We start from the raw sequence: 22,777 nt of genomic DNA on the forward strand, positions 1-22,777 counted from the left end.
AAACCCGGTTTATACAAAGAAAAGAGGGATTTTGCATGCAGCGTATTCAATTGGCGGAGGATCTTCAATTTTCAAGAGTCATACACGGGCTTTGGCGGCTGAATGAATGGAACTATTCAGATGCTGAACTTCTGAGCCTCATTGAATGGTGTATCGATCACGGCATCACGACCTTTGATCATGCGGATATTTATGGAGGCTATACGTGCGAAAAGCTGTTTGGAAACGCCCTTGCCCTTTCGCCTGGATTAAGAGAAAACATAGAGCTGGTCACAAAATGCGGTATCGTTCTTGAATCGCCTGAACGGCCAGCTCACAGATCGCATCATTATAACACAAGCAAATCGCATATTTTGGCATCCGTTGAGCAATCGCTTATGAACCTTAGGACGGATTATATCGATGTGCTGTTGATTCACAGACCGGACCCGCTCATGGATCCGGAGGGGGTAGCAGAGGCGTTTCAGGCCTTGAAATGCTCTGGCAAGGTCAGGTACTTTGGCGTTTCAAATTTTAAAGATCACCAGTATCGGATGCTGGAATCATATTTGCCTGAGCAGCTCGTAACCAACCAGATTGAGCTTTCCGCATACGAATTAGAAAATATGCTCGACGGCACTTTGAACCTGTGCCAGGAAAAACGGATTCCGCCGATGGCTTGGTCGCCTCTGGCAGGCGGCAAAGTATTCACTGGAAACACGGATAAAGACCAGCGTGTCCGCACGGCGCTTGAATCCGTCCAAGGGGAAATCGGCGTTGCTTCATTGGACGAGGTCATGTACGCATGGCTGTTCACGCATCCGGCCGGCATCATGCCGATTGTCGGAAGCGGAAAGCGTGAGCGGATTTCCGCCGCGATAAATGCGTTGTCATACAAGCTTGACCAGGATCAATGGTTCCGCATTTTTACAGCCGTACAGGGTTACGATATTCCATAAAAAGCATCAGCTTACCAGCTGATGCTTTTTCAATATTGTCACACCGCATAGTGCCAAATTACCATTTATAAGTGATTGATTCTTGCTTGAAAGCGTTTTATATTAAAAGGAAACCTCTCTATATCCTCTACTGCATCTCCTTGCGACTTCATCCGCACATCAAGATAGTCTAGGAGGTCTTTTTTATGTATATGACTGCCAGAGAACAAAAGCTGTTAAAGCACTTATTATTACAAAACAGATATATAACCGTAACTGAGCTTGCTGAGCTGATGCAAGTCAGCACGAGAACCATTCACAGGGAACTCAAATCAATTAAACCGCTGATGGAAACCGTGGGGCTTACGTTAGATAAACAGCCCGGTAAAGGGTTGAAAGCAGTGGGAAGTCCCGAAGATAAACAAAAGCTGCTTACTGATTTATCATATGAACAGCATGAATACAGCGCCGACGAACGGAAACTGCTCATTCTTTGTTCGTTATTAGAGTCTCAGGAGCCAGTCAAACTGTACACGCTTGCTCATGATCTCCAGGTGACGAATGCCACGGTCAGCTATGACTTAGATGAGCTCGAGAAGTGGATTTCTCCCTTCGGACTGACACTGATCCGCAAAAGAGGTTTTGGCATCCAGCTTATAGGGCCGGAGAATGCGAAACGGAAAATTGTCGGCAACTTGATTGTGAACCGTCTCGACATCCAAATGTTTTTGGAAGCGGTTGAATTAAACATCAAAGGAAAAACCGATTCTTCAGAGAAAATGTTCGGGGTTGTCAGCAAAGGTGAGCTGTTAAAAATGGAGCGCATCTTATTTCAGCTCAAAGAAAAAATCGCTTTTTCATTGTCCGACAGCTCCTATATAGCGCTCGTCGTCCATCTGACGTATGCGATCGAACGAATTAAGCTTGGGGAAACCATCACCATGGAGCAAAATGAGCTTGAGGAACTGATGAATGCGAAAGAATACAGTTCCGCTCTTGAAATCGCGGGCGAGCTTGAACGTGCCTTCGGCGTGACGATTCCAGAGGCGGAGGTCGGCTATATTACAATCCATCTTCGAAGCGCCAATCGAAAATACAAAACAGAATACAAAGCGCAGGAAATTGAGCTGGAAACAGCCCTGCAAACAAAGCGGCTCATTGCTTTTATTTCAGACAAAATCAGAATGGATCTGACGAAAAACTACTCTTTATATGAAGGCTTGATTGCCCATTTGGAGCCGGCCGTCAGCCGCATAAAAGAAAATATTGAGATATACAATCCGATGAAGGAACAGATCAAGCGCGATTATTTTCTGCTTTATATGGCGATCGAAGAAGGCGTCGAAAAGTATTTTCCGGGCATGTCCTTTTCTGATGATGAAATCGCTTTTATCGTTCTTCACTTTGGCTCGGCTCTTGAAATCAAAAAAGAAGAAGCAAAAGTGAAAGCGCTTGTCGTCTGCTCAAGCGGGATCGGCTCCTCGAAAATGCTTGCCTCCAGACTGAAAAAAGAGCTGCCGGAAATTGAATCGTTTGATATGTCATCCCTGATCGAGCTAAAGGGGAAGGATGTTCAAGCCTATGATATGATTGTGTCCACTGTACCGATTCCTTATGAAAACATTGATTACATCATGGTCAGCCCACTATTAAATGAGGAAGACGCAAACCAGGTCAAGCAGTATATCAAGCGGAAGATTCCCCTTATTCTTAACAAAAAAAGAAGCCCGAAGGAAGAGGCGCAGCAAGCTGATGTACCTGACATGCTAGAGGCGGCGGAAAGCATAGGGCGGTATATGGAGGTTATCCAAGATGTTCTGCGCCATTTTACGCTAGCTCCACTCAAAACAAACCCGGACCATAGCATGCTTCTGCTAGAGCTTTTTCAACAGCTGAAGAAGGATGGCCTGATCCGTAATCCGGAAAAAGCCGCGGTTTGCCTGGCTGAGCGGGAGAAACAAGGGGGATTGGGAATCCCCGGAACAAACATGGCGCTTTATCATCTCAAAAATGATGAAATCGTCCTGCCTTTTTTCAAAATGTTTGATCTCAGCACCTCCTATGAAGTGGATGGCATGGACGGAAATACCCTCAGGATGACACGCATTCTCGTCATGATGGCGCCTAACTCATTATCTGCTGAAGGCTCGGAGATTTTAAGCGCGATCAGCTCGGCAATTATCGAGAGCGGAGAAAGCATGGCGGGGTTTCAAGAAGAAGGAGAACAAGAATTGTATCAGCGGTTAAACCGCATATTTTTCACATGGATGAAAGAAAAAAACATACTGTAAACCTGCATGGCACACGTCAAAAATTTGGCGTGTGTTTTTCTGTGGATGGGGAACAAAATAAGAAAATGTGGGACTATTTTATCATTCAGTATTGGAATAATTCCAAAATGAAATAGTTTTACAAGTTATCTTTTTTGGGTTAAAATGGGTGAGGTAAGGAAGAAAATCTAACAAATTATTGAAGATTCAAGAGAATATAGGAGATGACGATATGGAAACATTACAGCATCTGATTCTGCATGACATGCCGAATAGCGAAGATATAGAGGCTGTAAAAAGCGGAGACCATACACTGACATATAAAGGTTACCGTAAACGGATTAATCAGCTGGCGAATGCCATGCTTCAAAAAGGAATTCAAAAGGGCGACCGTGTTGCATTGCTTTGCAAAAACGGCCATCCCGCCTCAACTGTTATGTTCGCCGCACTTGAAATAGGTGCTGTTGTCGTACCTGTCAGCTGGCAGCTGAAACCATATGAAATGACAGGCATTTTAAAAGCAAGTGAACCGAAAGCAATGTTTTACGGAGCGGAGTTTAAAGAGACACTAGATGAAGTTCTTCCTGAATTGTCCTCACTGTGTGTAACAATGGAAACAGGAACAGCTTACGAAACATCTGCTGAATTTGAAGCGCTGTTTGCAGGTCCTGATCATTTGCCAGAGACGGAAATGGTTTCCCCTGATGATACAGCACTTCTGATGTTTACATCTGGAACAACGGGAAACCCGAAAAGATGCATGATTACACATGGCGGCATATACAGATATGTTAAAAAATCCAACAGCTCAATAGCACGCATGAAGGGTCTTCGCTTTCTCGCGTGCCATCCGATTTATCATACGAGTGCGCTCATTTGCATCATGCTTGGAACGTTTGCAGAAACAACCTTTGTGTTTACAAAGGATCAAGATCCTGTTCACATGCTGAAGGTCATTGAAGAAGAGAAAATTCAGACAGTGATGGCTCTTCCTGTGTTCTACACGTATTTGCTTGAGGCGTGGGAAACGCACCAAACTGACTTATCTTCGCTTGTTATTTTAATGACAGGCGGAACAAAAGTGCCGAGCAGCCTAATCCGCCGCTATCTTGATATTGGCATTCCGCTTGCGCATGGCTATGGAAGTACTGAGGCTTGGGGCATCAGCACATGGACGCCTGATATGGGAATGGATAAAGCGGCATCTGCAGGAAAACCTGTGGCAGGTGTTAAAGTCAAAGTGGAAGATCCTCTGACCGGAGAAGAACTTCCTCAAGGAGAAATCGGCGAAATCGTTGTTCATACTCCATTCTTATTTAAAGGCTATGAAGACAATCCTGAAGCAACAGCGAAAGTGCTGCAAAATGGATGGTTTAGAACCGGAGATTCAGGATATGTAGATGAAGATGGCTTTATTTTCATCACGGGACGCTACAAGGATGTCATTATTTACGGAGGCGATAACGTATATCCTGATCAGGTTGAAGAAGTTATCCAGCAGATCCCGGGAATCCTTGAAACGGCTGTGGTCGGTATTCCAGACCCGCTTTACGGTGAAAAACCGAAAGCTTTTATCGTGAAAAATGGCGGCCAGCGCATCACGGAAGAGGATGTCATCGCATTTTGTAAAGAACGCCTGTCCGCTTACAAAATACCTGAAGTTGAATTTGTTAACGAACTGCCGAAAAACAACCTTGGCAAGGTGAAAAAAGACGTCCTGCGCAATCAGGCTGTACATTCATAAAAGAAGAAGCCCGTCCACTTTATGTGGCGGGCTTCTTTGCAGTTGCACAGACGGAAAGCTCAGGCTTAATGTTCTTAAATTGTATATCAATGTCTTCGAAGCCGGCTGCTTTAAAGTCAGCAATCATCTGTCTTCCAAATGATTTGGTTTTTTCAGGACTGGCATCCGCTTCCCGCGGCTGCATCGTAATGGCTGCTTTGCCGCCTGGCTTTAATGCCCGATAAATCTGTTTCATGCCTTTTGTTTGGTCATTCCAAATGGTGTAGTTATTAACGGAAATCACTTTATCATAAAACGAGGCGGGGAGAGGAAATGTCTCGATGCTTCCTTGTATCAGGCGTACGCCCTTTGGTTTCACTCTGCGGGCGGCCAGCTTCAGCATGGCCTCTGACACATCAATCCCATGGAGATGAACATCCTTCTCGCGTTTCAGCATCTGCTGCATGCAGTATCCCGGGCCAAACCCGACTTCTAAAATGCTGTCCCCGCGCGTGATACCCAGCTGATTGATTGTCCACTGATTCAGTGTTTGATTTTCAGCAGCCATGATGTACCCGGCAATCATGCCGATGACGCCCTTTGGCCTGCTGAATCTTCTAGAAAGCATGTTAATCATTCAGCAACCAACCCCCTTTTTGAGTTAATTTCCTCCCAGCGTTCCATGTGAAACATTTTTCTGATAAAGCAATGCGAAGGTGCCAAGCCATGTTTATCCAAAGAGTGTGTGAGGTACACAACAAATAGACATGAAAACAAAGGAGGAGAATCATCATGGAAAATTATCCAAAAGAACTGCCGGCACAAACTCAAAGTCGCCAGCCGGGAATTGAAAGCGAAATGAATCCGAGTCCGGTGTATGAGTACGAGGATTATAAAGGAGCAGACAAATTAAAAGGAAAAGTAGCTCTTATTACAGGCGGCGACAGCGGGATCGGACGCGCGGTTTCCGTCGCTTACGCAAAGGAAGGCGCTGACATCGCCATTGTGTATAAGGATGAGCATGAAGACGCTGAGAAGACGAAGAAACGTGTTGAACAAGAAGGCGTAAAATGCCTGCTGATTGCTGGTGACGTAGGTGAAGAGGAATTCTGCAATGAAGCGGTTGAAAAAACGGTCAAGGAACTAGGCGGCCTTGACATCCTTGTCAACAATGCAGGTGAACAGCATCCGAAGGAAAGCATCAAAGATATTACGAGCGAACAGCTTCACCGCACATTCAAAACAAACTTTTATTCTCAATTTTATTTGACTAAAAAAGCAATTGATTACCTGAAACCGGGCAGCGCCATCATCAATACGACATCCATCAACCCGTACGTAGGGAACCCGACACTGATTGATTATACAGCGACAAAAGGGGCGATCAACGCCTTTACAAGAACAATGGCGCAGGCGCTTGTTAAAGATGGCATCCGTGTAAATGCAGTCGCGCCGGGTCCAATCTGGACGCCACTAATCCCAGCTACGTTCCCTGAAGAAACAGTTGCTCAATTTGGGCAAGATACGCCGATGGGCCGTCCTGGACAGCCTGTTGAGCACGTCGGCTGTTATGTGCTCCTGGCATCAGATGAGTCCTCTTACATGACAGGACAGACCCTGCATGTCAACGGCGGAAACTTTGTGACGACATAAGAGGGAGTGAGACATATGGGCATCACGAAAGAAGAAGTGAACAGCTACTATCAAAAAGCAGGGATTGTATTAACGGACGAGGAAGTAGACCAAATCCAGCTGATGGATTACGGCTTAGGAAAAGAAAGAAAAGTCGGGCTCCAGCTCTTCGTCTACGTCAATACAGACCGTTATTGTTCAAAGGAATTGGTGCTGTTTCCGGGACAGACTTGCCCGGAACACCGCCATCCGCCGGTCGACGGCCAGGAAGGCAAGCAGGAGACCTTCCGCTGCCGCTACGGAAAAGTGTATCTTTACGTAGAAGGAGAAAAAACGCCGCTTCCAAAGGTTCTCCCTCCTCAGGAAGACAGAGAACACTATACGGTCTGGCACGAAATTGAGCTAGAACCGGGCGGGCAATACACGATTCCACCAAACACAAAGCATTGGTTCCAGGCCGGGGAAGAAGGTGCCGTCGTGACGGAGATGTCATCGACGAGCACGGATAAACATGATATCTTTACCGATCCAAGAATATAAGGATGGGCTTAACAGCCCATCCTTTTTGTATTGAAAAAAACAGAATCATCGCTATAATGGGTAAAAAAGGAAAGAGGGCGAGGCAATGTTCACTTGCAAGGTAAATGAGCACATCACCATCCGATTATTGGAGCCGAAGGATGCGGAGCGGCTGGCCGAACTCATTATCCAAAATCAGCAGCGGCTTGGCAAGTGGCTGTTTTTTGCGGAAAATCCAAGCAGCGCTGAAACGTACCGAGAAACAATCATTCCAGATTGGCGGCGCCAGTATGCCGACCTGAACGGCATTGAGGCGGGGCTCCTTTATGACGGCAGCCTATGCGGCATGATCAGCCTGCATAACCTTGATCAAGTGAATCGTAAGGCGGAAATCGGATATTGGATTGCCAAAGAATTTGAAGGGAAAGGCATTATTACAGCTGCCTGCCGAAAACTCATTACGTATGCTTTTGAAGAGCTTGAGCTGAATCGTGTGGCGATCTGTGCGGCTGTCGGAAACGAAAAAAGCAGAGCGGTTCCGGAGCGGCTCGGGTTTCTAGAGGAAGGCAGGGCACGGGACGGCTTATACGTAAATGGCATGCATCACGACCTCGTCTACTACAGTCTGTTAAAGCGTGAATGGGAAGGCGAAAAATAAAGAGCACACTTTCTTGTTTAAATCTTCCCCGGATGTGGAAAAGTAACAGCGGAGACGTTAAAAAGGAGTGATTCGAGATGAATCAGCAAGACATTAAACAAAAAGTGCTTGATGTTCTAGATCACCATAAAGTAGGTTCGCTCGCAACAGTTCAAAAGGGCAAACCGCATTCCCGCTACATGACTTTTTTCCATGACGGGCTGACGATTTACACACCGACAAGCAAGGAAACTCATAAAGCGGAAGAAATTGAGAACAACCCCAATGTCCACATTTTATTAGGCTATGATTGTGAAGGCTTTGGCGACGCATATGTCGAAGTTGCCGGAAAAGCCAAAATCAACAATTCGGCAGAACTCAAGGACAAAATATGGAGTTCCAAATTAGAGCGCTGGTTTGACGGCAAGGATGATCCGAATCTGGTGATTCTTGAAATTGAACCGGAGGATATCAGATTAATGAATGCCGGGGAGAAAACACCGGTCTCACTCGAACTATAAAAAATTTGTGTTTTCAGGGGCGATATGTTATTATGAATAGCTAGTAAGAAAAATAAGCAAATAAAAAAGAAAGTAAACTTCTTTTTTCTGTTTTGAGAGAGAAGCTTACCGCTTCCCAAGCAGCATAATTAGCTGCCCTTATTCTTTTCCTTCATAACAAATCGCCCCTAACGATGAGATGGAAAAAAGACTTTTTTGTTTTACAATTCACACCGGCGCGGCTTCGGAGCCGCAGTGACGATTGAGAGGTAGGGCTTTCGTTGTCTTGTGTTCAAGAAATTTCCATGGTGTTTACTTTCCAGAATGATTCTTCGGAACAATGCTTTATGAATCTAACCCGCCTGACTTGGCGGATGATATAATCTTTATTTGCGTATAGAAAAGAATAAGACAAACCGCCCGGCGTACGCCGGACGGTTTTTTTATTGCAAAAAACACATCGTACTGAAACCTCCTTGTCTTCTTTCCAGTCTTATCTCTAGGATGAAATTGGAGGAAGAATAACGTGCATGTCATTACAACACAAGTACTTTTTATTTTTTGTTTTTTATTGCTGATTCACTCGATAGAAACCTTAGCCTATGCTACAAGGCTTTCCGGGGCCCGCGTTGGATTTATTGCGTCCGCGCTTTCTCTGTTTAATGTCATGGTCATCGTATCCAGAATGTCGAACATGGTGCAGCAGCCCTTTACCGGGCATTTAATTGATGATGCTGGAAAAAACGCACTGGCGATTGTAGGGGAGCAGTTCCGCTTTTTAATTTTCGGATCGACAGTCGGCACCATTTTGGGCATTATCCTGCTCCCGTCTTTTGTCGCTCTTTTTTCACGGGCGATTATTCACTTGGCGGGCGGCGGCGGCTCCGTTTTTCAAGTGTTCCGAAAGGGATTCTCGAAACAAGGATTCAAAAATGCCCTTTCCTATTTGCGTCTGCCGTCTATTTCATATGTAAAAGGATTTCATATGCGCTTGATTCCGAAGCGTTTGTTTGTCATCAACATGCTGATCACATCGATTTATACGATTGGCGTGCTTTCGGCTTTATACGCAGGCCTTCTGGCTCCGGAGCGCAGTACGACAGCCGTCATGGCTTCGGGTTTAATCAACGGAATTGCGACGATGCTGCTGGCCATTTTTGTTGATCCTAAGGTATCCGTTCTAGCTGATGATGTGGCAAAAGGAAAACGAAGCTATATCTATTTAAAATGGACCTCTGTCACAATGGTCACATCAAGGGTGGCGGGCACACTCCTCGCCCAGCTCATGTTTATTCCGGGGGCCTACTATATCGCGTGGCTGACAAAGTGGTTTTAATAAAAAAGGCTGGATCATAAAAATCCAGCCTTTTTTGCGTTCCCTTATTTATATTTCCTTAATCCGCGGTCGTACAAAAAATTTCCGAATGGGACGAAAGCGGCGACGAAGCCGGCAGCTGACCATTTCAGCGGCCATTTGACAGAGAAGGTTGCATAAGCCAAGACAAGCAAATACAAAATGAACAACCCGCCGTGAACCGAACCGACAATTGTCACCGCAAGCGGAAGGCCTGCCCAATATTTAAGCGGCATAGCGATGAACAACAGGATTAAGAGTGACATTCCTTCAATAAAACCCATCGTGCGAAGTCTTCCGATCGGCGTTTGCAGCATAAATCGCCCTCCTTGTGGACACGTTTTCATTTTATACTATAAACAATCTGGGGGGGGCATATGACAGCTTTTAAAAAATGTTCGGAAAACATTCATTTTTACATGCCTTTTCTAGGGAACTGTACTTGTCATTTACAAAAATACCCGAGATAATGTGTACAAAATCAAAAAAGAAGGATGTTGAAATGAAACTTGACCAGATTGATCTGAATATCATTGAGGAGCTGAAGAAGGACAGCCGTTTGTCGATGAGGGAATTAGGCAGAAAAATTAAGCTGTCGCCTCCATCTGTGACAGAACGGGTAAGACAGCTTGAATCGTTTGGCATCATTAAGCAATACACGCTGGAGGTCGACCAGAAAAAACTGGGGCTTCCCGTTTCCTGCATTGTGGAAGCAACCGTTAAAAACGCGGATTACGAGCGGTTCAAAAGCTATATTCAAACATTGCCGAATATTGAATTTTGCTACCGGATTGCGGGTGCAGCCTGCTATATGCTGAAAATTAATGCCGAAAGCCTCGAAGCGGTAGAAGATTTCATTAACAAAACATCGCCCTACGCGCAAACCGTCACTCACGTCATTTTCTCAGAAATTGACACGAAAAACGGGCGCGGTTAGAGAGTGCCGCGTGAAGTCTGTTATAATAACAGGATGAGCGCGAAAGAAAGAGAAGTGATCAAGCATGTCAAAAACAGTTGTATTAGCTGAAAAACCTTCAGTCGGCCGGGATTTAGCCCGGGTGCTGAAGTGCCATAAAAAAGGAAACGGTTATCTCGAAGGCGATCAATATATTGTGACCTGGGCTTTAGGCCATTTGGTGACGCTTGCTGATCCAGAAGGCTACGGAAAAGAATTTCAATCATGGCGCCTGGAGGATCTGCCGATTATCCCAGAACCCTTAAAGCTTGTGGTAATAAAAAAAACCGGAAAGCAGTTCAATGCAGTCAAATCCCAGCTTACCCGTAAAGACGTCAATCAGATTGTCATCGCGACTGACGCAGGCCGGGAAGGTGAGCTTGTTGCGCGCTGGATCATTGAGAAAGTGAATGTCCGAAAACCAATCAAGCGGCTGTGGATTTCATCTGTGACGGATAAAGCGATCAAGGAAGGTTTTCAGAAGCTGCGCAGCGGCAAAGAATATGAAAACCTGTACCATTCTGCCGTTGCCAGAGCGGAAGCGGATTGGATTGTGGGGATCAACGCCACCCGTGCACTTACCACAAAATTCAATGCCCAGCTCTCATGCGGTCGTGTGCAGACTCCGACGCTAGCCATGATTGCAAAGCGCGAGGCAGACATTCAGGCGTTTACGCCCGTTCCTTATTACGGTATACGTGCTGCAGTCGACGGCATGGCGCTGACGTGGCAGGATAAGAAATCAAAGCAGACGAGAACGTTCAATCAAGATGTAACAAGCCGTCTGCTAAAAAATCTCCAAGGAAAGCAAGCGGTCGTAGCTGAGCTGAAAAAAACAGCGAAAAAAAGCTTTGCGCCTGCGCTTTATGATTTAACGGAGCTGCAGCGTGACGCTCACAAGCGCTTCGGTTTTTCTGCTAAAGAAACGCTTTCTGTCCTACAAAAGCTATATGAGCAGCATAAGCTCGTCACATATCCGCGGACGGACTCTAGATTTTTATCCAGTGACATCGTCCCGACGTTAAAAGACCGTCTGGAAGGCATGGAAGTAAAACCGTATGCCCAATATGTCAGCCAAATTAAAAAACGCGGCATTAAATCTCATAAAGGATATGTCAATGACGCGAAGGTGTCAGACCACCACGCGATTATCCCGACCGAAGAGCCGCTCGTTCTCAGCAGTCTGAGTGATAAAGAACGAAAGCTGTATGACCTGATTGCGAAACGTTTCCTGGCTGTATTAATGCCTGCATTCGAATATGAGGAAACAAAGGTCATCGCAGAAATCGGCGGAGAAACCTTTACGGCGAAAGGCAAAACCGTGCAGTCGCAAGGGTGGAAAGCCGTTTATGATATGGCGGATGAGGATGATGAGCAGGAGGATGACAGAGACCAGACACTTCCTGCGCTTCAAAAAGGCGACACACTTGCCGTCCGCACGTTAACGGAAACAAGCGGTCAAACGAAGCCGCCTGCCCGCTTTAACGAAGGGACCTTGCTGTCAGCGATGGAAAACCCAAGCGCATTTATGCAGGGAGAAGAAAAAGACCTCGTCAAAACGCTTGGAGAAACAGGCGGCCTCGGCACGGTGGCAACGCGTGCCGACATTATTGAAAAACTGTTCAACAGCTTTTTAATCGAGAAAAAAGGCCAAGATATTTTTATCACGTCTAAAGGAAAACAGCTCCTGCAGCTTGTTCCGGAGGATCTGAAATCACCGGCCTTAACAGCAGAATGGGAGCAAAAGCTGTCTGCGATCGCGGCCGGCAAATTGAAATCGGCTGTTTTTATTAAAGATATGAAGGCTTACGCTCACCAAACGGTAAAAGAAATCAAAAACAGCAGCCAAACCTTCCGACATGACAACATCACGGGAACGGCATGTCCGGAATGCGGCAAAATGATGCTGAAAGTAAACGGCAAACGCGGGACGATGCTCGTGTGCCAAGATCGTGAATGCGGAAGCAGAAAAACGATTGCCCGAAAAACAAACGCACGCTGCCCGAATTGCCATAAAAGAATGGAGCTTCGCGGCCAAGGCGAGGGCCAAACCTTTGCGTGTGTGTGCGGTCACCGTGAAAAGCTCTCTGTATTTGAAAAACGAAAAAACAAAGACAAAGCGCGTGCTACCAAACGGGACGTATCCTCTTATATGAAAAAACAAAATAAAGATGAGCCGATTAACAACGCGCTGGCAGAACAGCTGAAAAAACTTGGTTTGGATAAATAATAAAAAAACCTGTGCATATCGCACAGGTTTTTCTATTGGACTTAGGTCCTGTTTTTTTAATGTCCAAAAAGGGAAAAAAAAGCTAGCAATCTGCATTTTTTTCTTTTATAGTAAATGTACTTTGTAACGTGGCAGTCATATTTTCGTCTATAACTATTTGTGAGCGTCTGATTTGCTTCAGGCGACAAAGGGGGATTTGCCTGTGAGGCATGTACTAATTGCTGTCATCTTATTCTTCTTATCTATCGGACTTTCCGCAGGGTGTGCTGAAGCTGGAAACAAGACCCAAAATCAGTCGGCAACAGAAGTGAATGCCAGCCCGCTCCAGCCGGCGGAATATTTCATCTATCACAATTTAATGAATGACCAAGGGCTGATCAAAACCGATTTTTCAGACCAGCCTTCTTACTTGTCGGAATCTCTCGGCCTGTGGATGGAGTTTCTGCTCAGCAAAAATGATGCACCGCATTTCCAGGATCAATATCAGCATCTTACTGATTCATTTCTGCTGAGCAATCACTTGGTGACGTGGAAGATTCAAAATGGCCAAGCGAGCGGGACGAATGCGCTGATAGATGATATGAGAATTATGCTGTCTCTTGACCAAGCCGCCGCAAAATGGGGCCGCAGCGACTACGCGCAAACGGCTAGGGATATCGGCACGTCTTTGAAGACATACAATATGAACAATGGGTTATTTACAGACTATTACGACTCACAGGCCGCTTCAAAGGATGTGACGCTTTCATACGTCATGCCTGACGCCTTAGCTGTCTTAAAGAAGAATGGAATCATAGACGAAGACACAGAACAGCGGAATGCCAATGTTCTCTATTCAGCTCCTTTAAAAAATGGCTTTCTGCCGAAAACATACAGCTCGGAGACGAAGGAATACACATACGACAGTGAAATCAACCTGATTGATCAGCTTTACACTGCTTGGCATTTGCCGGAAGGGGATGAAAAAGCATCTGTTTTAGCGGACTGGATCAAGCAGGAATTTCAGAAAAACGGAAAGCTGTACGGGCGGTATTCGGCAGATACGAAGGAGCCTGCCGTCCAATATGAGTCTCCATCCGTATATGCATTAGCCGTATTGTTTTTGACAAAACAGCATGAAAACAGTTCTGTCATCAAAGCCATATATGACAGAATGAATGACTTTGAAATTCATGATCCGGTGAAATCGTATTATGGAGGCTATATGAGCGGCACTCAGACGCATTCATTTGACAATCTGCTGCCGCTGTTAGCCGAAAGGAAGCTTTTTAATGAAAATATCATTCAGTGAATCACAAAAATTATTTGCTTATTTTTCAGGGCTCATCGCGGCCCTGTCTCTGTTTATTTATTATGTGTCAGCCCAGCAATCGGAAGGTGCTCTGATCCTTTGCATCACATTTGTCGTCATCGCCGCAGGCATCTGGTTCGGCCCGATTTACGCGCTGGCAGTGACCTTAATCGTACTCTTTGTTCTCGGCACCTTAATGATGTTTTTCCAGACTGGACAGACATCGCTCTTTCCGGCTGAGGAAGGGCTGCGAATGCTTGTCGTGTGGGGAATCGCGCTTTTGCTGTTTTCTTTTATTTCTGGACGAATCCACGATATTACGGCAGAGCTTCGGCGCTCAATGACACGGCTTCAATCCGAAATCAAAAGCTTTGTTGCTGTTGACAGAGTGACCGGTTTTGATAACAAGCAAAGGATGAAGCTGGAACTTTCAGAAGAAATCAAGCGGGCGGAGCGCTATGGCAATTCTTTTGTGTTTTTGCTGCTCCATATGCATTATTTCAAAGAGTTTAAGTCTTTGTACGGTGAAAAAGAAACGGACCGCCTCTTCCAATATGTCGGTCAGCAAATCAGGACAAGCGTTCGGGAAACGGATAAGAAATTCCGTCCCTCTGACGAGCGTATCGGGATCGTGCTGACGCACACGCCTGCTGAACATATGCCGGCCGTTCTGACCAAGCTGAAGAAACAATTGGATACATATCAGCTGGAAAATGGAAAGTATGTGTCGCTTACGTTCCACGTTTGCTATTTGCCCTACCGCAACGATATCAAAACAGCTGATCAATTTTTAGAAGAACTGGAAAACGAGATGATGATGAATGAACTATAAAGGAATCACATTGCTATGCGTCATGATGCTTCTATTTTCAGCTATTGCGTCTTTTCCCGTTTCTGCGCAAGCGAAAGATCAGGATGCCGGCATTCTCATCATCTACTCAACCTTGGACGGCAAAGAGTCGTCACAAGTCAAAATGCTCGATTTGCTTGCGGGCCACTTTACATCCCATGTGACAGTCAAAAAAGATTCAGACGTTGAAGCGTCGGATTTCAAAGGGAAAGACCATGTGATTTATTACGGCCAAACGAAAAGAAAGCTCAGCAAAAAATTGCTGTCTCTTATCAGCGGCGTAAAAAAACCGGTTGTCGCCATTGGCTATAATGCAGGCCAAATCAGCCAATTTTCCGGGCTTTCATTAGCCCGCAAAGAAAATGTGTTTCAGGTTCACAGCAGTTCGGAAAAGGCCGATGTGTCTCTGGAAAGCGGGCTTAACGTGCTGAGTGTATCAGGCCTGAAAGGAACGGCGCTTTACACCTTCAAAGCCGATGAAGGCACAACGCATTCTTTTATATGGAAAACAAAAAAAGGGAATGTGTACATTGGATTAACAAATTTGTTAAATGACAATTTGATCGTGGCAAAACAGCTCAGAGAAGCTTTCGGAGAGAAATCGGGGACGACGTTATTGTATTTGCGTCTCGAGGATATCAGCCCGATGTCTGATGAAAAACTGCTGCTTCAAGCCGGTACATACCTGCATAAGCGGCATATTCCTTTTATCCTGGCGGTCATTCCAGTTTACTTGAATCCGGAAACAGGCGACAAAGTGTATTTGTCTGATCAACCGAAGATGGTCAAGGTGCTGAAGAAGCTGCAAAGCATGGGCGGCAGTATCATAGTTCACGGCTATACTCACGCTTATCGCTACAGTGAAACAGGAGAGGGCTTTGAATTTTGGGATGCAAAGGCGGATCAGCCGATTACATCCGGAAATGCCGAAGACCCCCCGTCCATTTTGGAGAAAGAACAGGACTTCCCGAACGAACAAGCCTATCACAGCTATCTCGAACCATTTCGGGAAAAGGAAGAAACGTATACAAAACAAAAACTGACGCGTGCCATTGAGGATTTGACATCATCGGGTCTTTACCCGCTGGCGTTTGAAGCGCCGCATTACACGATGTCCGAATATGGCTATCAAATCGCCTCGCAGTATTTTACAAGCATTTTCGGCCAGGTCCAGCTCAGCAGCACAACATGGAAAACATCCGGTGCACCTCCGTTTGTGACTGCTCCTTCGATGTTGCACGGAATGACGCTTTATCCGGAAACGATCGGCTTTGTCGACACATCAAAGCAAAACCCGCTCGGTGAGATGGAGGAGCGCATCTCCCAGATGATTGATTTTGAAGGCGGAGTAGCCGGAGGATTTTATCACCCGTACCTTGGGATGAAATATCTGCCTGAGCTGGTTGATCAGATGGAACGCATTCCAGACAGTGAATGGCTTGATTTAAAGAAAACGAAACAAACCGTCAAAACAGACAAAGTGGAAATTCATACAAGCGGTGACGGAACGATTCAGGTGAAAAACGGTGTAAGCCCCATTTACGAGTTTTTCGATCATCACCGGCAAACCCCTCTGGAAAAGGCGTTATGGATTCTCTCCGCTGTTGTGCTCTTATTTGTCATCATGTTTGTCAGTTATACGTTTTACTTGAGAGCCACATTGAAAAAACGAATTTTTAAGGAGAGAAGAAGCCTTGGGTAATACGCTGTTCTTTATCTCGCTAAGTTTAATATGGGTTATGCTTCTCTACCACATGTTCCTCATGCAGGGCGGGTTTCGCCACTATATGACCTTCGAACGGAATATCCCAAAGTGGAGAGAAAACATGAAGGAACTGCCGAAGGTCAGCGTCCTTATCCCGGCGCATAACGAAGAGGTTGTGATTCGGCAGACGCTGAAGGCCATGGTCAACCTTTATTATCCGAAGGACCGGCTGGAGATTATCGTCGTTAACGATAATTCATCAGACCGGACGGGTGATATCGTCAATGAATTTTCCGAGAAATACGATTTTATCAAAATGGTGATTACGAAGCCGCCAAATGCAGGAAAAGGAAAATCCTCTGCACTTAACTCAGGTTTTGCCGAATCAAACGGCGATGTGATCTGTGTGTATGACGCCGACAACACGCCTGAGAAAATGGCCGTGTATTACCTCGTGCTCGGCCTGATGAATGACGAAAAGGCAGGCGCCGTGGTAGGGAAATTCCGCGTCATCAATGCAGCGAAGACGCTGCTGACGAGGTTTATTAATATCGAAACGATCTGTTTTCAGTGGATGGCCCAGGGAGGCAGATGGAAGTGGTTCAAAATCGCCACGATCCCAGGCACCAACTTCGCGATCCGCAGAAGCATTATCGAAAAGCTCGGAGGCTGGGATGACAAAGCGCTCGCTGAGGACACTGAACTGACCATCAGGGTGTATAATCTCGGCTATCACATCCGCTTTTTCCCTGCCGCCATCACGTGGGAGCAGGAACCTGAAACATGGAAGGTATGGTGGCGCCAGCGCACCCGATGGGCGCGCGGCAATCAATATGTCGTGCTCAAATTTTTGGCGCAGTTTTTTAAGCTGAAACGAAAACGGATTATCTTTGATTTGTTTTATTTTTTCTTTACGTACTTCCTGTTTTTCTTTGGCGTGATCATGTCGAATACGATTTTTGTTGTGAATTTGTTTTATGATTTGCATTTATCGGTTGGATTTTTGGCAATGATTCTCTGGATTTTGGCATTTTTCTTATTTATGACAGAGGTCATGATTACGTTGAGCATTGAAAAAACAGAAATGAACAAGCAAAACTTTTTTATCGTATTTCTCATGTACTTCACATACTCGCAGGCATGGATTGTGCTTGTTATCTACTCTTTATTTGTAGAAATCAAGCACCGTTTATTCAAGCAAGAGGTCAAATGGTACAAGACAGAACGATACAATCAACATAAAAGCGGGTGACCTTTTTGAAACAAATAATGATTTTTCTCACAAGCTTCATGCTGCTGGCGATGACTGGACAAACGGCTCTTGCCAAAGACGTACAGGTCAGCGGTTCGCTCCTCGGGAAAAGCAGCCAAGAACAAGCCAAACAGCAGGTGCTTACAAGCGAGCTGATTACACTGTATGGATCAAAAGACAGCGCAGAGCTGACGTATCAGATCCCGGCAGGCGCTTCTTCAGGCAATCAGCAATTGGTAATCGAATACGAGGCATCAAATCTTTTAATTTCTCCATCATCGTTAACGGCTATCATTGATGATGAACCGGTCAAGACGTTAAAGCTTGATGGTGATTCCAAACGGAAAACAGTGAAGCTGAATTTGAATAAAAGCCAGTCTGCGCAAGGCTATCACAACGTATCGTTGAAATTCTACGGCGTAATGAAAGAGGGCGTGTGCGTCAGACAGGATACATCAGGCAACTGGATCAAAATTTATCCGGACAGCCGGCTGACACTTGCTGACAGCAGTGAAGCGAAGGGAACGTCGCTGGACCATTATCCGTATCCTTTCGCCCAATCTGGAAATACAGCGGAAGAAACAGCTATCGTCATTCCGGATAACTCAAGTTCAGCAGAAATAGAAGCTGCTGTTAAAACAGAAGGCTATTTGAAAACGGTGGACAGCAGTGTCAGTATTGCGTATGTCACGGAATCTGAACTGAAAAAAATCGATAAGCCGACGATTGTTATCGGCGTGGACAAGCATTGGAACGGCAAAGTGAAAAACCTGTTGAAACAAGCCGGGCTACAGGCAAAAGGAGAAAACCTTCTGCTTGCGGAGCGGGTGCTGAAAGCAGAGGGCAAACAGCAGCCGGTTCTGTTTGCGCAAGCGGCGTCCGAGGACGCGCTCACTAAAAAAATCAGCGTGATGACAGATCAGACATATACAGGCCAGCTCAGCGGCGATACACTTTCAATCAGCAAGCTTCAGCAGACTGAAAAAAAGGAAAGCGATAAGCTGACCCTTGAGAATTTTGGAGCGGGCGATATCACAATTGGAGCTGACAAAACATCTTCAGCACATTATTTTTATCCGGCTTCGGCTGTTTTAGATGAAAACCAATCGGCGAAGCTGTCGCTTAAACTGAAAAAGTCTGAAACGATTCAAGCCTCAACGGCTGAAAACGAGTCAGCCTCTCAGGCCGCAGAACTGAAAGTGATGATCAACGGCCAGCCGCACTCGGTCCGGCTTGATGAATTAGGAAAAGAAGATAAAAACGGATTCTATCATGTCACAGTGAAAGTGGACCCTAAGCTGCTGCAAAAAAACCGCTACATTGATATTCAGTTCGTCACGACCGGTTTAAAGGAAAACAACCCTTGCAACACCACTGATGAAGAAAAGTGGGTTTTTATCGATAAAAACAGTACATTATCATACGCCATCAAAGGCATGTCTCCGTCAGCGGATTTTCAAGAGTGGCCGCTGCCTTACGCCGGAAACCAGGATCAAACAACGTTAATCGTGCTTCCTGACACCGTAAGCCAATCGAAGCTAGAGGAGCTTTCTCTCGTGACGGAATCCTTTGGCAGCGAAGCACAGCATTCATATACGGTAAAGAAATCATCTGACGTTACAGCAAATGATGCGAAAGGACGAAACCTCATTTTCATAGGAGGGATCAATCAATTTTCTCTTCTGAAGGAGAAATCATCAGATCTGCTTGTGCCGCAGGAAAAGAACGGATCGTTTGATGTATCTGGTTTCGAGATGCTGAATGAGACGACAAAACAAGTGGTATTTACCCAAGCATCGGTTTGGGATTCACGCTATACAATGGCTGTCTTTGCACCGTCAAAAGGAGATGGCGCGGCTGTCACAAAAGAGATCATCAGTTATCTGAACAGCAACGATGAGTCGGCAACCGTCCTTAATGAAACAAACAGCCAGCAGGTGTTTACAAACCACCAGCAGCTCAAATCGGAAACAAACAGTTCCGATGCAGAACAACTAACACAGGATCATAGCCAGAAATGGATGTATATTGGTGTGCTGGCACTCATTATGGTGATTGCGGCAGTGTTCATTTGGATTGCCGTAAGACGCAGAAAAAGAAAGACAGATACAGAATAAAACAGAGGCGATTTTAGCCTCTGTTTTTTTATTTTTGGTAAGTAAATTCCATTTGTGGAACCTGTCATTTTATTTTTTTCTCTCAGCCAATAAGCCTCTTTACAACGTGCGGGAACGGGAGTATGATCTCTTTTAGAAAACAAATCGCTTAATCTGAAATCAGAGCGGGGGACCCAATAGAACGGCTTTTTGCCGTTGGGGTGAATCCTTTTTAGGTAGGGCTAACTCTCATATGCCCGAATCCGTCAGCTAACCTCGTAAGCGTTCGTGAGAGGAGATGAATGAAACCTGTGTTCGATGTTATGGCACAGGGGCATCCGTTTGCCTCTGTGTTTTTTGTTGTTCATTTTTGAATGCAAATCGCATACAGAGACATCATAGCAGAAAGGACTATCAACAACATGTGAGAGCAAGACACTGATGTTTTATTGTTTTAATTGAAAAATGAGAAATTAAAAGGGGAAGACATCGATGTATCATTCAATCAAACGTTTTTTGATTGGGAAACCACTAAAATCCCAAGCAGCTGGAGAGCAAAAACTGACGAAATTAAAAGCCTTGGCTATGCTTTCCTCAGATGCGCTGTCATCTGTTGCATATGGGACAGAACAAATTCTAATCATTTTGGCAACAATCAGTGCTGCCGCATTTTGGTACTCCATTCCGATTGCGGTTGGCGTTCTCATATTACTGCTCGCGCTGATTCTTTCATACAGGCAAATTATTTACGCTTATCCGCAGGGCGGCGGGGCGTATGTCGTTTCTAAAGAAAATCTCGGTGAAAAACCGGGATTGATTGCGGGCGGTTCATTGCTTGTTGATTATATTTTAACAGTAGCGGTAAGTATTTCCGCAGGCACGGACGCCATCACGTCAGCCTTTCCTGCATTGCATGATTATCATGTGCCGATCGCTATTTTTCTCGTGTTAGTGATTATGATTTTGAACCTGCGCGGTCTTTCGGAATCGGCATCCATTCTTGCCTACCCGGTTTATCTGTTTGTGGTGGCGCTTTTGGTTCTCATTGCAGTCGGGTTGTTTAAACTCATGACAGGACAAATAGACCAGCCAGCCCATCATACACCGCTCGGCACACCTGTAGCCGGCATTACGCTGTTTTTGCTGCTTAAGGCTTTTTCCTCCGGATGCTCAGCGTTGACCGGGGTTGAGGCCATTTCTAACGCGATACCTGCATTCAAAAACCCGCCTGCGCGAAACGCGGCAAGAACGCTTGCGATGATGGGGATTTTGCTGGCGATTCTGTTCTCCGGCATCACGGTGCTCGCGTACGGGTATGGTACGGCGCCGAAGCCTGATGAAACAGTGGTTTCACAAATTGCATCCGAAACCTTCGGGCGGAATGTGTTCTACTATGTCATCCAAGGTGTCACATCGCTTATTTTGGTTCTTGCGGCAAATACGGGATTTTCAGCCTTCCCGCAGCTTGCCTTCAACCTGGCGAGAGACCAGTATATGCCGCGAATGTTTACAGTCAGGGGCGACCGCTTAGGCTTCTCAAATGGGATTATCTTTTTAGGCTTTGCCTCCATTGTTCTCATTATCTTATTCGGAGGACAGACGGAGCACTTAATCCCGTTATATGCTGTGGGCGTATTTATTCCATTTACGCTTTCACAAACCGGCATGTGCATGAAATGGATCAAGCAAAAACCAAAAGGCTGGATCGGAAAAATGCTGATCAACTCCTGCGGTGCTCTGATATCGTTTATGGTTCTATCCATTCTGTTTGTGACGAAGTTTAATGTCGTATGGCCTGTGTTAATCTTTATGCCTATCGTCGTTTTGCTGTTTTTTGCGATTAAAAATCACTATACAGCGGTTGGTGAACAGCTTCGCATCGTAGACAAAGAGCCGGAAGAAATCAAAGGCACCGTTGTGATTGTGCCTGTGGCCGGTGTCACCACCGTCGTGCAAAAATCGATTCACTATGCGAAATCACTGTCCGATCAAGTGATCGCCGTTCACGTGTCATTTGACAGAGAACAGGAAAAGAAATTCGAAAAACGCTGGGAAGAGCTTAATAACGGAGTGCGTCTCGTTACGCTTCACTCCTCGTACAGAAGCCTTGTCCATCCGTTTGATAAGTTTTTGGAAACAGTTGAGGCAAAAGCGAAGAAGGAGCAGTTTTCCGTTATGGTGCTGTTTCCGCAATTTATAACGAAAAAACGCTGGCACACCATCCTTCACAACCAATCGGCCTTCCTCCTCAGAGTCCGGCTGTTCTGGAAAAAGGACATAATGGTTGCCACACTGCCGTATCATTTTAAAAAGTAAAGCTCTAGGACCAAGGGAATCACCTTGGTCCTTTTTTGCGGGAAAAGGAGGTATGGCGTGTATACACAAGGTGCTTTTGTGATCGTATTGAACGAAAGTCAGCAAATTCTGCTGGTGAAACGAAAAGATGTCCTCTATGGGATTTGCCGGGCGGCAGGGTTGATCCCGGGGAATCGGCTGAGGAAGCGGCAGTGCGGGAGGTATTGGAAGAAACGGGATACAATGCAGCGCTTTCTGCGAAAATAGGTGTTTACCAAAGGCCAAAGTTTCAAGATGAACAGCATCTGTTTTTCGGAAGCATAACAGGCGGACAAGCAGTGGCTGACGGCACAGAGACAGCGGGATTAAAGTGGGTTTCCCCGGGGCGTTTGCCGCTTTTTATGGTGCCGAATCGAAAAAGGCAGATCAATGATTTCAAGAACGGCGCTCAAGATGTAAATGTCACCGTCAAGGATAGAGGGTTGCTCGCGGCGATCGACCTGTTGAAAAGAAGACTTGGCAAGTGATTCAGGTCTCCGGGTTTTAAAGCC

At 45.7% G+C, this 22,777-nt stretch carries 18 protein-coding genes, 1 pseudogene and 1 riboswitch; of the genes and pseudogenes, 17 read left to right on the forward strand and 2 right to left on the reverse strand.

Annotated features, from left to right (window positions below):
* Positions 1-35 precede the first annotated feature (35 nt).
* From NYE20_RS02355 to NYE20_RS02365, 3 genes are all read left to right on the forward strand, one after another.
* Entirely contained in the window at positions 36-938 is a 903-nt protein-coding gene (locus NYE20_RS02355; protein ID WP_103803488.1) for an aldo/keto reductase family oxidoreductase, read from the forward strand.
* 185 nt (positions 939-1,123) lie between these two features.
* Entirely contained in the window at positions 1,124-3,208 is a 2,085-nt protein-coding gene (gene mtlR / locus NYE20_RS02360) for a mannitol operon transcriptional activator MtlR (protein WP_103803487.1), read from the forward strand.
* Positions 3,209-3,419: 211 nt separating this feature from the next.
* Positions 3,420-4,931: a class I adenylate-forming enzyme family protein gene (locus tag NYE20_RS02365; RefSeq protein ID WP_032726504.1), complete on the forward strand. Its 1,512-nt coding sequence runs from the start codon at positions 3,420-3,422 to the stop codon at positions 4,929-4,931.
* Positions 4,932-4,950: 19 nt separating this feature from the next.
* Here the strand turns inward: NYE20_RS02365 and NYE20_RS02370 are convergent, their stop codons facing one another.
* Positions 4,951-5,547, reverse strand: a complete 597-nt coding sequence (locus NYE20_RS02370; RefSeq protein ID WP_172850795.1) for a class I SAM-dependent methyltransferase — start codon at positions 5,545-5,547, stop codon at positions 4,951-4,953.
* A gap of 155 nt (positions 5,548-5,702) precedes the next feature.
* Here NYE20_RS02370 and NYE20_RS02375 point away from each other — a divergent pair, with 155 nt between their 5' ends.
* The 5 genes from NYE20_RS02375 to amj all read left to right on the forward strand — a co-directional run bounded on the left by NYE20_RS02375 (position 5,703) and on the right by amj (position 9,534).
* Positions 5,703-6,563 (forward strand): SDR family oxidoreductase, encoded by an 861-nt coding sequence (locus tag NYE20_RS02375; RefSeq protein WP_032726502.1) that lies wholly within the window; start codon positions 5,703-5,705, stop codon positions 6,561-6,563.
* A 15-nt stretch (positions 6,564-6,578) separates the two neighbouring features.
* On the forward strand, positions 6,579-7,082 hold the full coding sequence (gene lyxE, locus NYE20_RS02380) for a D-lyxose ketol-isomerase (protein WP_003234400.1): 504 nt from the start codon (positions 6,579-6,581) through the stop codon (positions 7,080-7,082).
* An 85-nt stretch (positions 7,083-7,167) separates the two neighbouring features.
* A complete protein-coding gene (locus tag NYE20_RS02385) occupies positions 7,168-7,719 on the forward strand; it encodes a GNAT family protein (RefSeq protein ID WP_003234398.1) in 552 nt (183 codons plus the stop codon).
* Between the two features lie 77 nt (positions 7,720-7,796).
* Positions 7,797-8,219 (forward strand): pyridoxamine 5'-phosphate oxidase family protein, encoded by a 423-nt coding sequence (locus NYE20_RS02390; protein ID WP_003234396.1) that lies wholly within the window; start codon positions 7,797-7,799, stop codon positions 8,217-8,219.
* Positions 8,220-8,724: 505 nt separating this feature from the next.
* Positions 8,725-9,534: a lipid II flippase Amj gene (amj, locus tag NYE20_RS02395; protein WP_003234394.1), complete on the forward strand. Its 810-nt coding sequence runs from the start codon at positions 8,725-8,727 to the stop codon at positions 9,532-9,534.
* A gap of 44 nt (positions 9,535-9,578) precedes the next feature.
* Here the strand turns inward: amj and NYE20_RS02400 are convergent, their stop codons facing one another.
* Positions 9,579-9,869 carry a DUF3817 domain-containing protein gene (locus NYE20_RS02400; RefSeq protein ID WP_014478869.1) on the reverse strand — a complete coding sequence of 97 codons (291 nt, stop codon included), beginning with the start codon at positions 9,867-9,869 and terminating at the stop codon, positions 9,579-9,581.
* Between the two features lie 185 nt (positions 9,870-10,054).
* Here NYE20_RS02400 and lrpC point away from each other — a divergent pair, with 185 nt between their 5' ends.
* From lrpC to mutT, 9 genes and pseudogenes are all read left to right on the forward strand, one after another.
* Entirely contained in the window at positions 10,055-10,489 is a 435-nt protein-coding gene (gene lrpC, locus NYE20_RS02405; protein WP_003246585.1) for a transcriptional regulator LrpC, read from the forward strand.
* Positions 10,490-10,553: 64 nt separating this feature from the next.
* The gene (locus tag NYE20_RS02410) at positions 10,554-12,737 is read left to right on the forward strand and encodes a DNA topoisomerase III (RefSeq protein ID WP_339184404.1); all 2,184 of its coding nucleotides are present in this window, start codon (positions 10,554-10,556) and stop codon (positions 12,735-12,737) included.
* Between the two features lie 202 nt (positions 12,738-12,939).
* A complete protein-coding gene (locus NYE20_RS02415) occupies positions 12,940-14,028 on the forward strand; it encodes a hypothetical protein (protein WP_021481724.1) in 1,089 nt (362 codons plus the stop codon).
* Complete coding sequence (gene epsK, locus NYE20_RS02420) at positions 14,009-14,860, forward strand: cyclic-di-GMP receptor EpsK (RefSeq protein WP_021481723.1); 852 nt, start codon at positions 14,009-14,011, stop codon at positions 14,858-14,860. The genes NYE20_RS02415 and epsK overlap by 20 nt, the downstream gene beginning before the upstream one ends.
* A 10-nt stretch (positions 14,861-14,870) precedes the next feature.
* Positions 14,871-16,580, forward strand: a complete 1,710-nt coding sequence (locus tag NYE20_RS02425) for a DUF2334 domain-containing protein (protein ID WP_080481300.1) — start codon at positions 14,871-14,873, stop codon at positions 16,578-16,580.
* Entirely contained in the window at positions 16,573-17,835 is a 1,263-nt protein-coding gene (locus tag NYE20_RS02430) for a glycosyltransferase family 2 protein (protein WP_014475851.1), read from the forward strand. Before NYE20_RS02425 ends, NYE20_RS02430 begins: the two co-directional genes overlap by 8 nt.
* A 5-nt stretch (positions 17,836-17,840) precedes the next feature.
* Positions 17,841-19,952, forward strand: a complete 2,112-nt coding sequence (locus tag NYE20_RS02435) for a cellulose biosynthesis cyclic di-GMP-binding regulatory protein BcsB (RefSeq protein ID WP_161621353.1) — start codon at positions 17,841-17,843, stop codon at positions 19,950-19,952.
* A gap of 135 nt (positions 19,953-20,087) precedes the next feature.
* Positions 20,088-20,231: riboswitch (cyclic di-AMP (ydaO/yuaA leader) on the forward strand.
* 192 nt (positions 20,232-20,423) lie between these two features.
* Positions 20,424-22,247 (forward strand): potassium transporter KimA, encoded by a 1,824-nt coding sequence (gene kimA, locus NYE20_RS02440; RefSeq protein ID WP_003234374.1) that lies wholly within the window; start codon positions 20,424-20,426, stop codon positions 22,245-22,247.
* A gap of 57 nt (positions 22,248-22,304) precedes the next feature.
* A pseudogene (gene mutT, locus NYE20_RS02445) lies at positions 22,305-22,753 on the forward strand (8-oxo-dGTP diphosphatase MutT).
* Positions 22,754-22,777 lie beyond the last annotated feature (24 nt).

The sequence above is a fragment of the Bacillus sp. FSL R5-0416 genome (genome assembly GCF_037975425.1).
Taxonomy (GTDB): domain Bacteria; phylum Bacillota; class Bacilli; order Bacillales; family Bacillaceae; genus Bacillus; species Bacillus subtilis.

Bases quoted from the DNA above. Each gene is read 5' to 3' on its own strand.
- NYE20_RS02370 (WP_172850795.1), bottom strand. From the start codon at position 5,547: ATGATTAACATGCTTTCTAGAAGATTCAGCAGGCCAAAGGGCGTCATC.
- NYE20_RS02400 (WP_014478869.1), bottom strand. From the start codon at position 9,869: ATGCTGCAAACGCCGATCGGAAGACTTCGCACGATGGGTTTTATTGAA.
- NYE20_RS02410 (WP_339184404.1), top strand. From the start codon at position 10,554: ATGTCAAAAACAGTTGTATTAGCTGAAAAACCTTCAGTCGGCCGGGAT.
- NYE20_RS02355 (WP_103803488.1), top strand. From the start codon at position 36: ATGCAGCGTATTCAATTGGCGGAGGATCTTCAATTTTCAAGAGTCATA.
- NYE20_RS02375 (WP_032726502.1), top strand. From the start codon at position 5,703: ATGGAAAATTATCCAAAAGAACTGCCGGCACAAACTCAAAGTCGCCAG.
- epsK (WP_021481723.1), top strand. From the start codon at position 14,009: ATGAAAATATCATTCAGTGAATCACAAAAATTATTTGCTTATTTTTCA.
- NYE20_RS02390 (WP_003234396.1), top strand. From the start codon at position 7,797: ATGAATCAGCAAGACATTAAACAAAAAGTGCTTGATGTTCTAGATCAC.
- NYE20_RS02385 (WP_003234398.1), top strand. From the start codon at position 7,168: ATGTTCACTTGCAAGGTAAATGAGCACATCACCATCCGATTATTGGAG.
- NYE20_RS02365 (WP_032726504.1), top strand. From the start codon at position 3,420: ATGGAAACATTACAGCATCTGATTCTGCATGACATGCCGAATAGCGAA.
- lrpC (WP_003246585.1), top strand. From the start codon at position 10,055: ATGAAACTTGACCAGATTGATCTGAATATCATTGAGGAGCTGAAGAAG.
- kimA (WP_003234374.1), top strand. From the start codon at position 20,424: ATGTATCATTCAATCAAACGTTTTTTGATTGGGAAACCACTAAAATCC.
- mtlR (WP_103803487.1), top strand. From the start codon at position 1,124: ATGTATATGACTGCCAGAGAACAAAAGCTGTTAAAGCACTTATTATTA.
- lyxE (WP_003234400.1), top strand. From the start codon at position 6,579: ATGGGCATCACGAAAGAAGAAGTGAACAGCTACTATCAAAAAGCAGGG.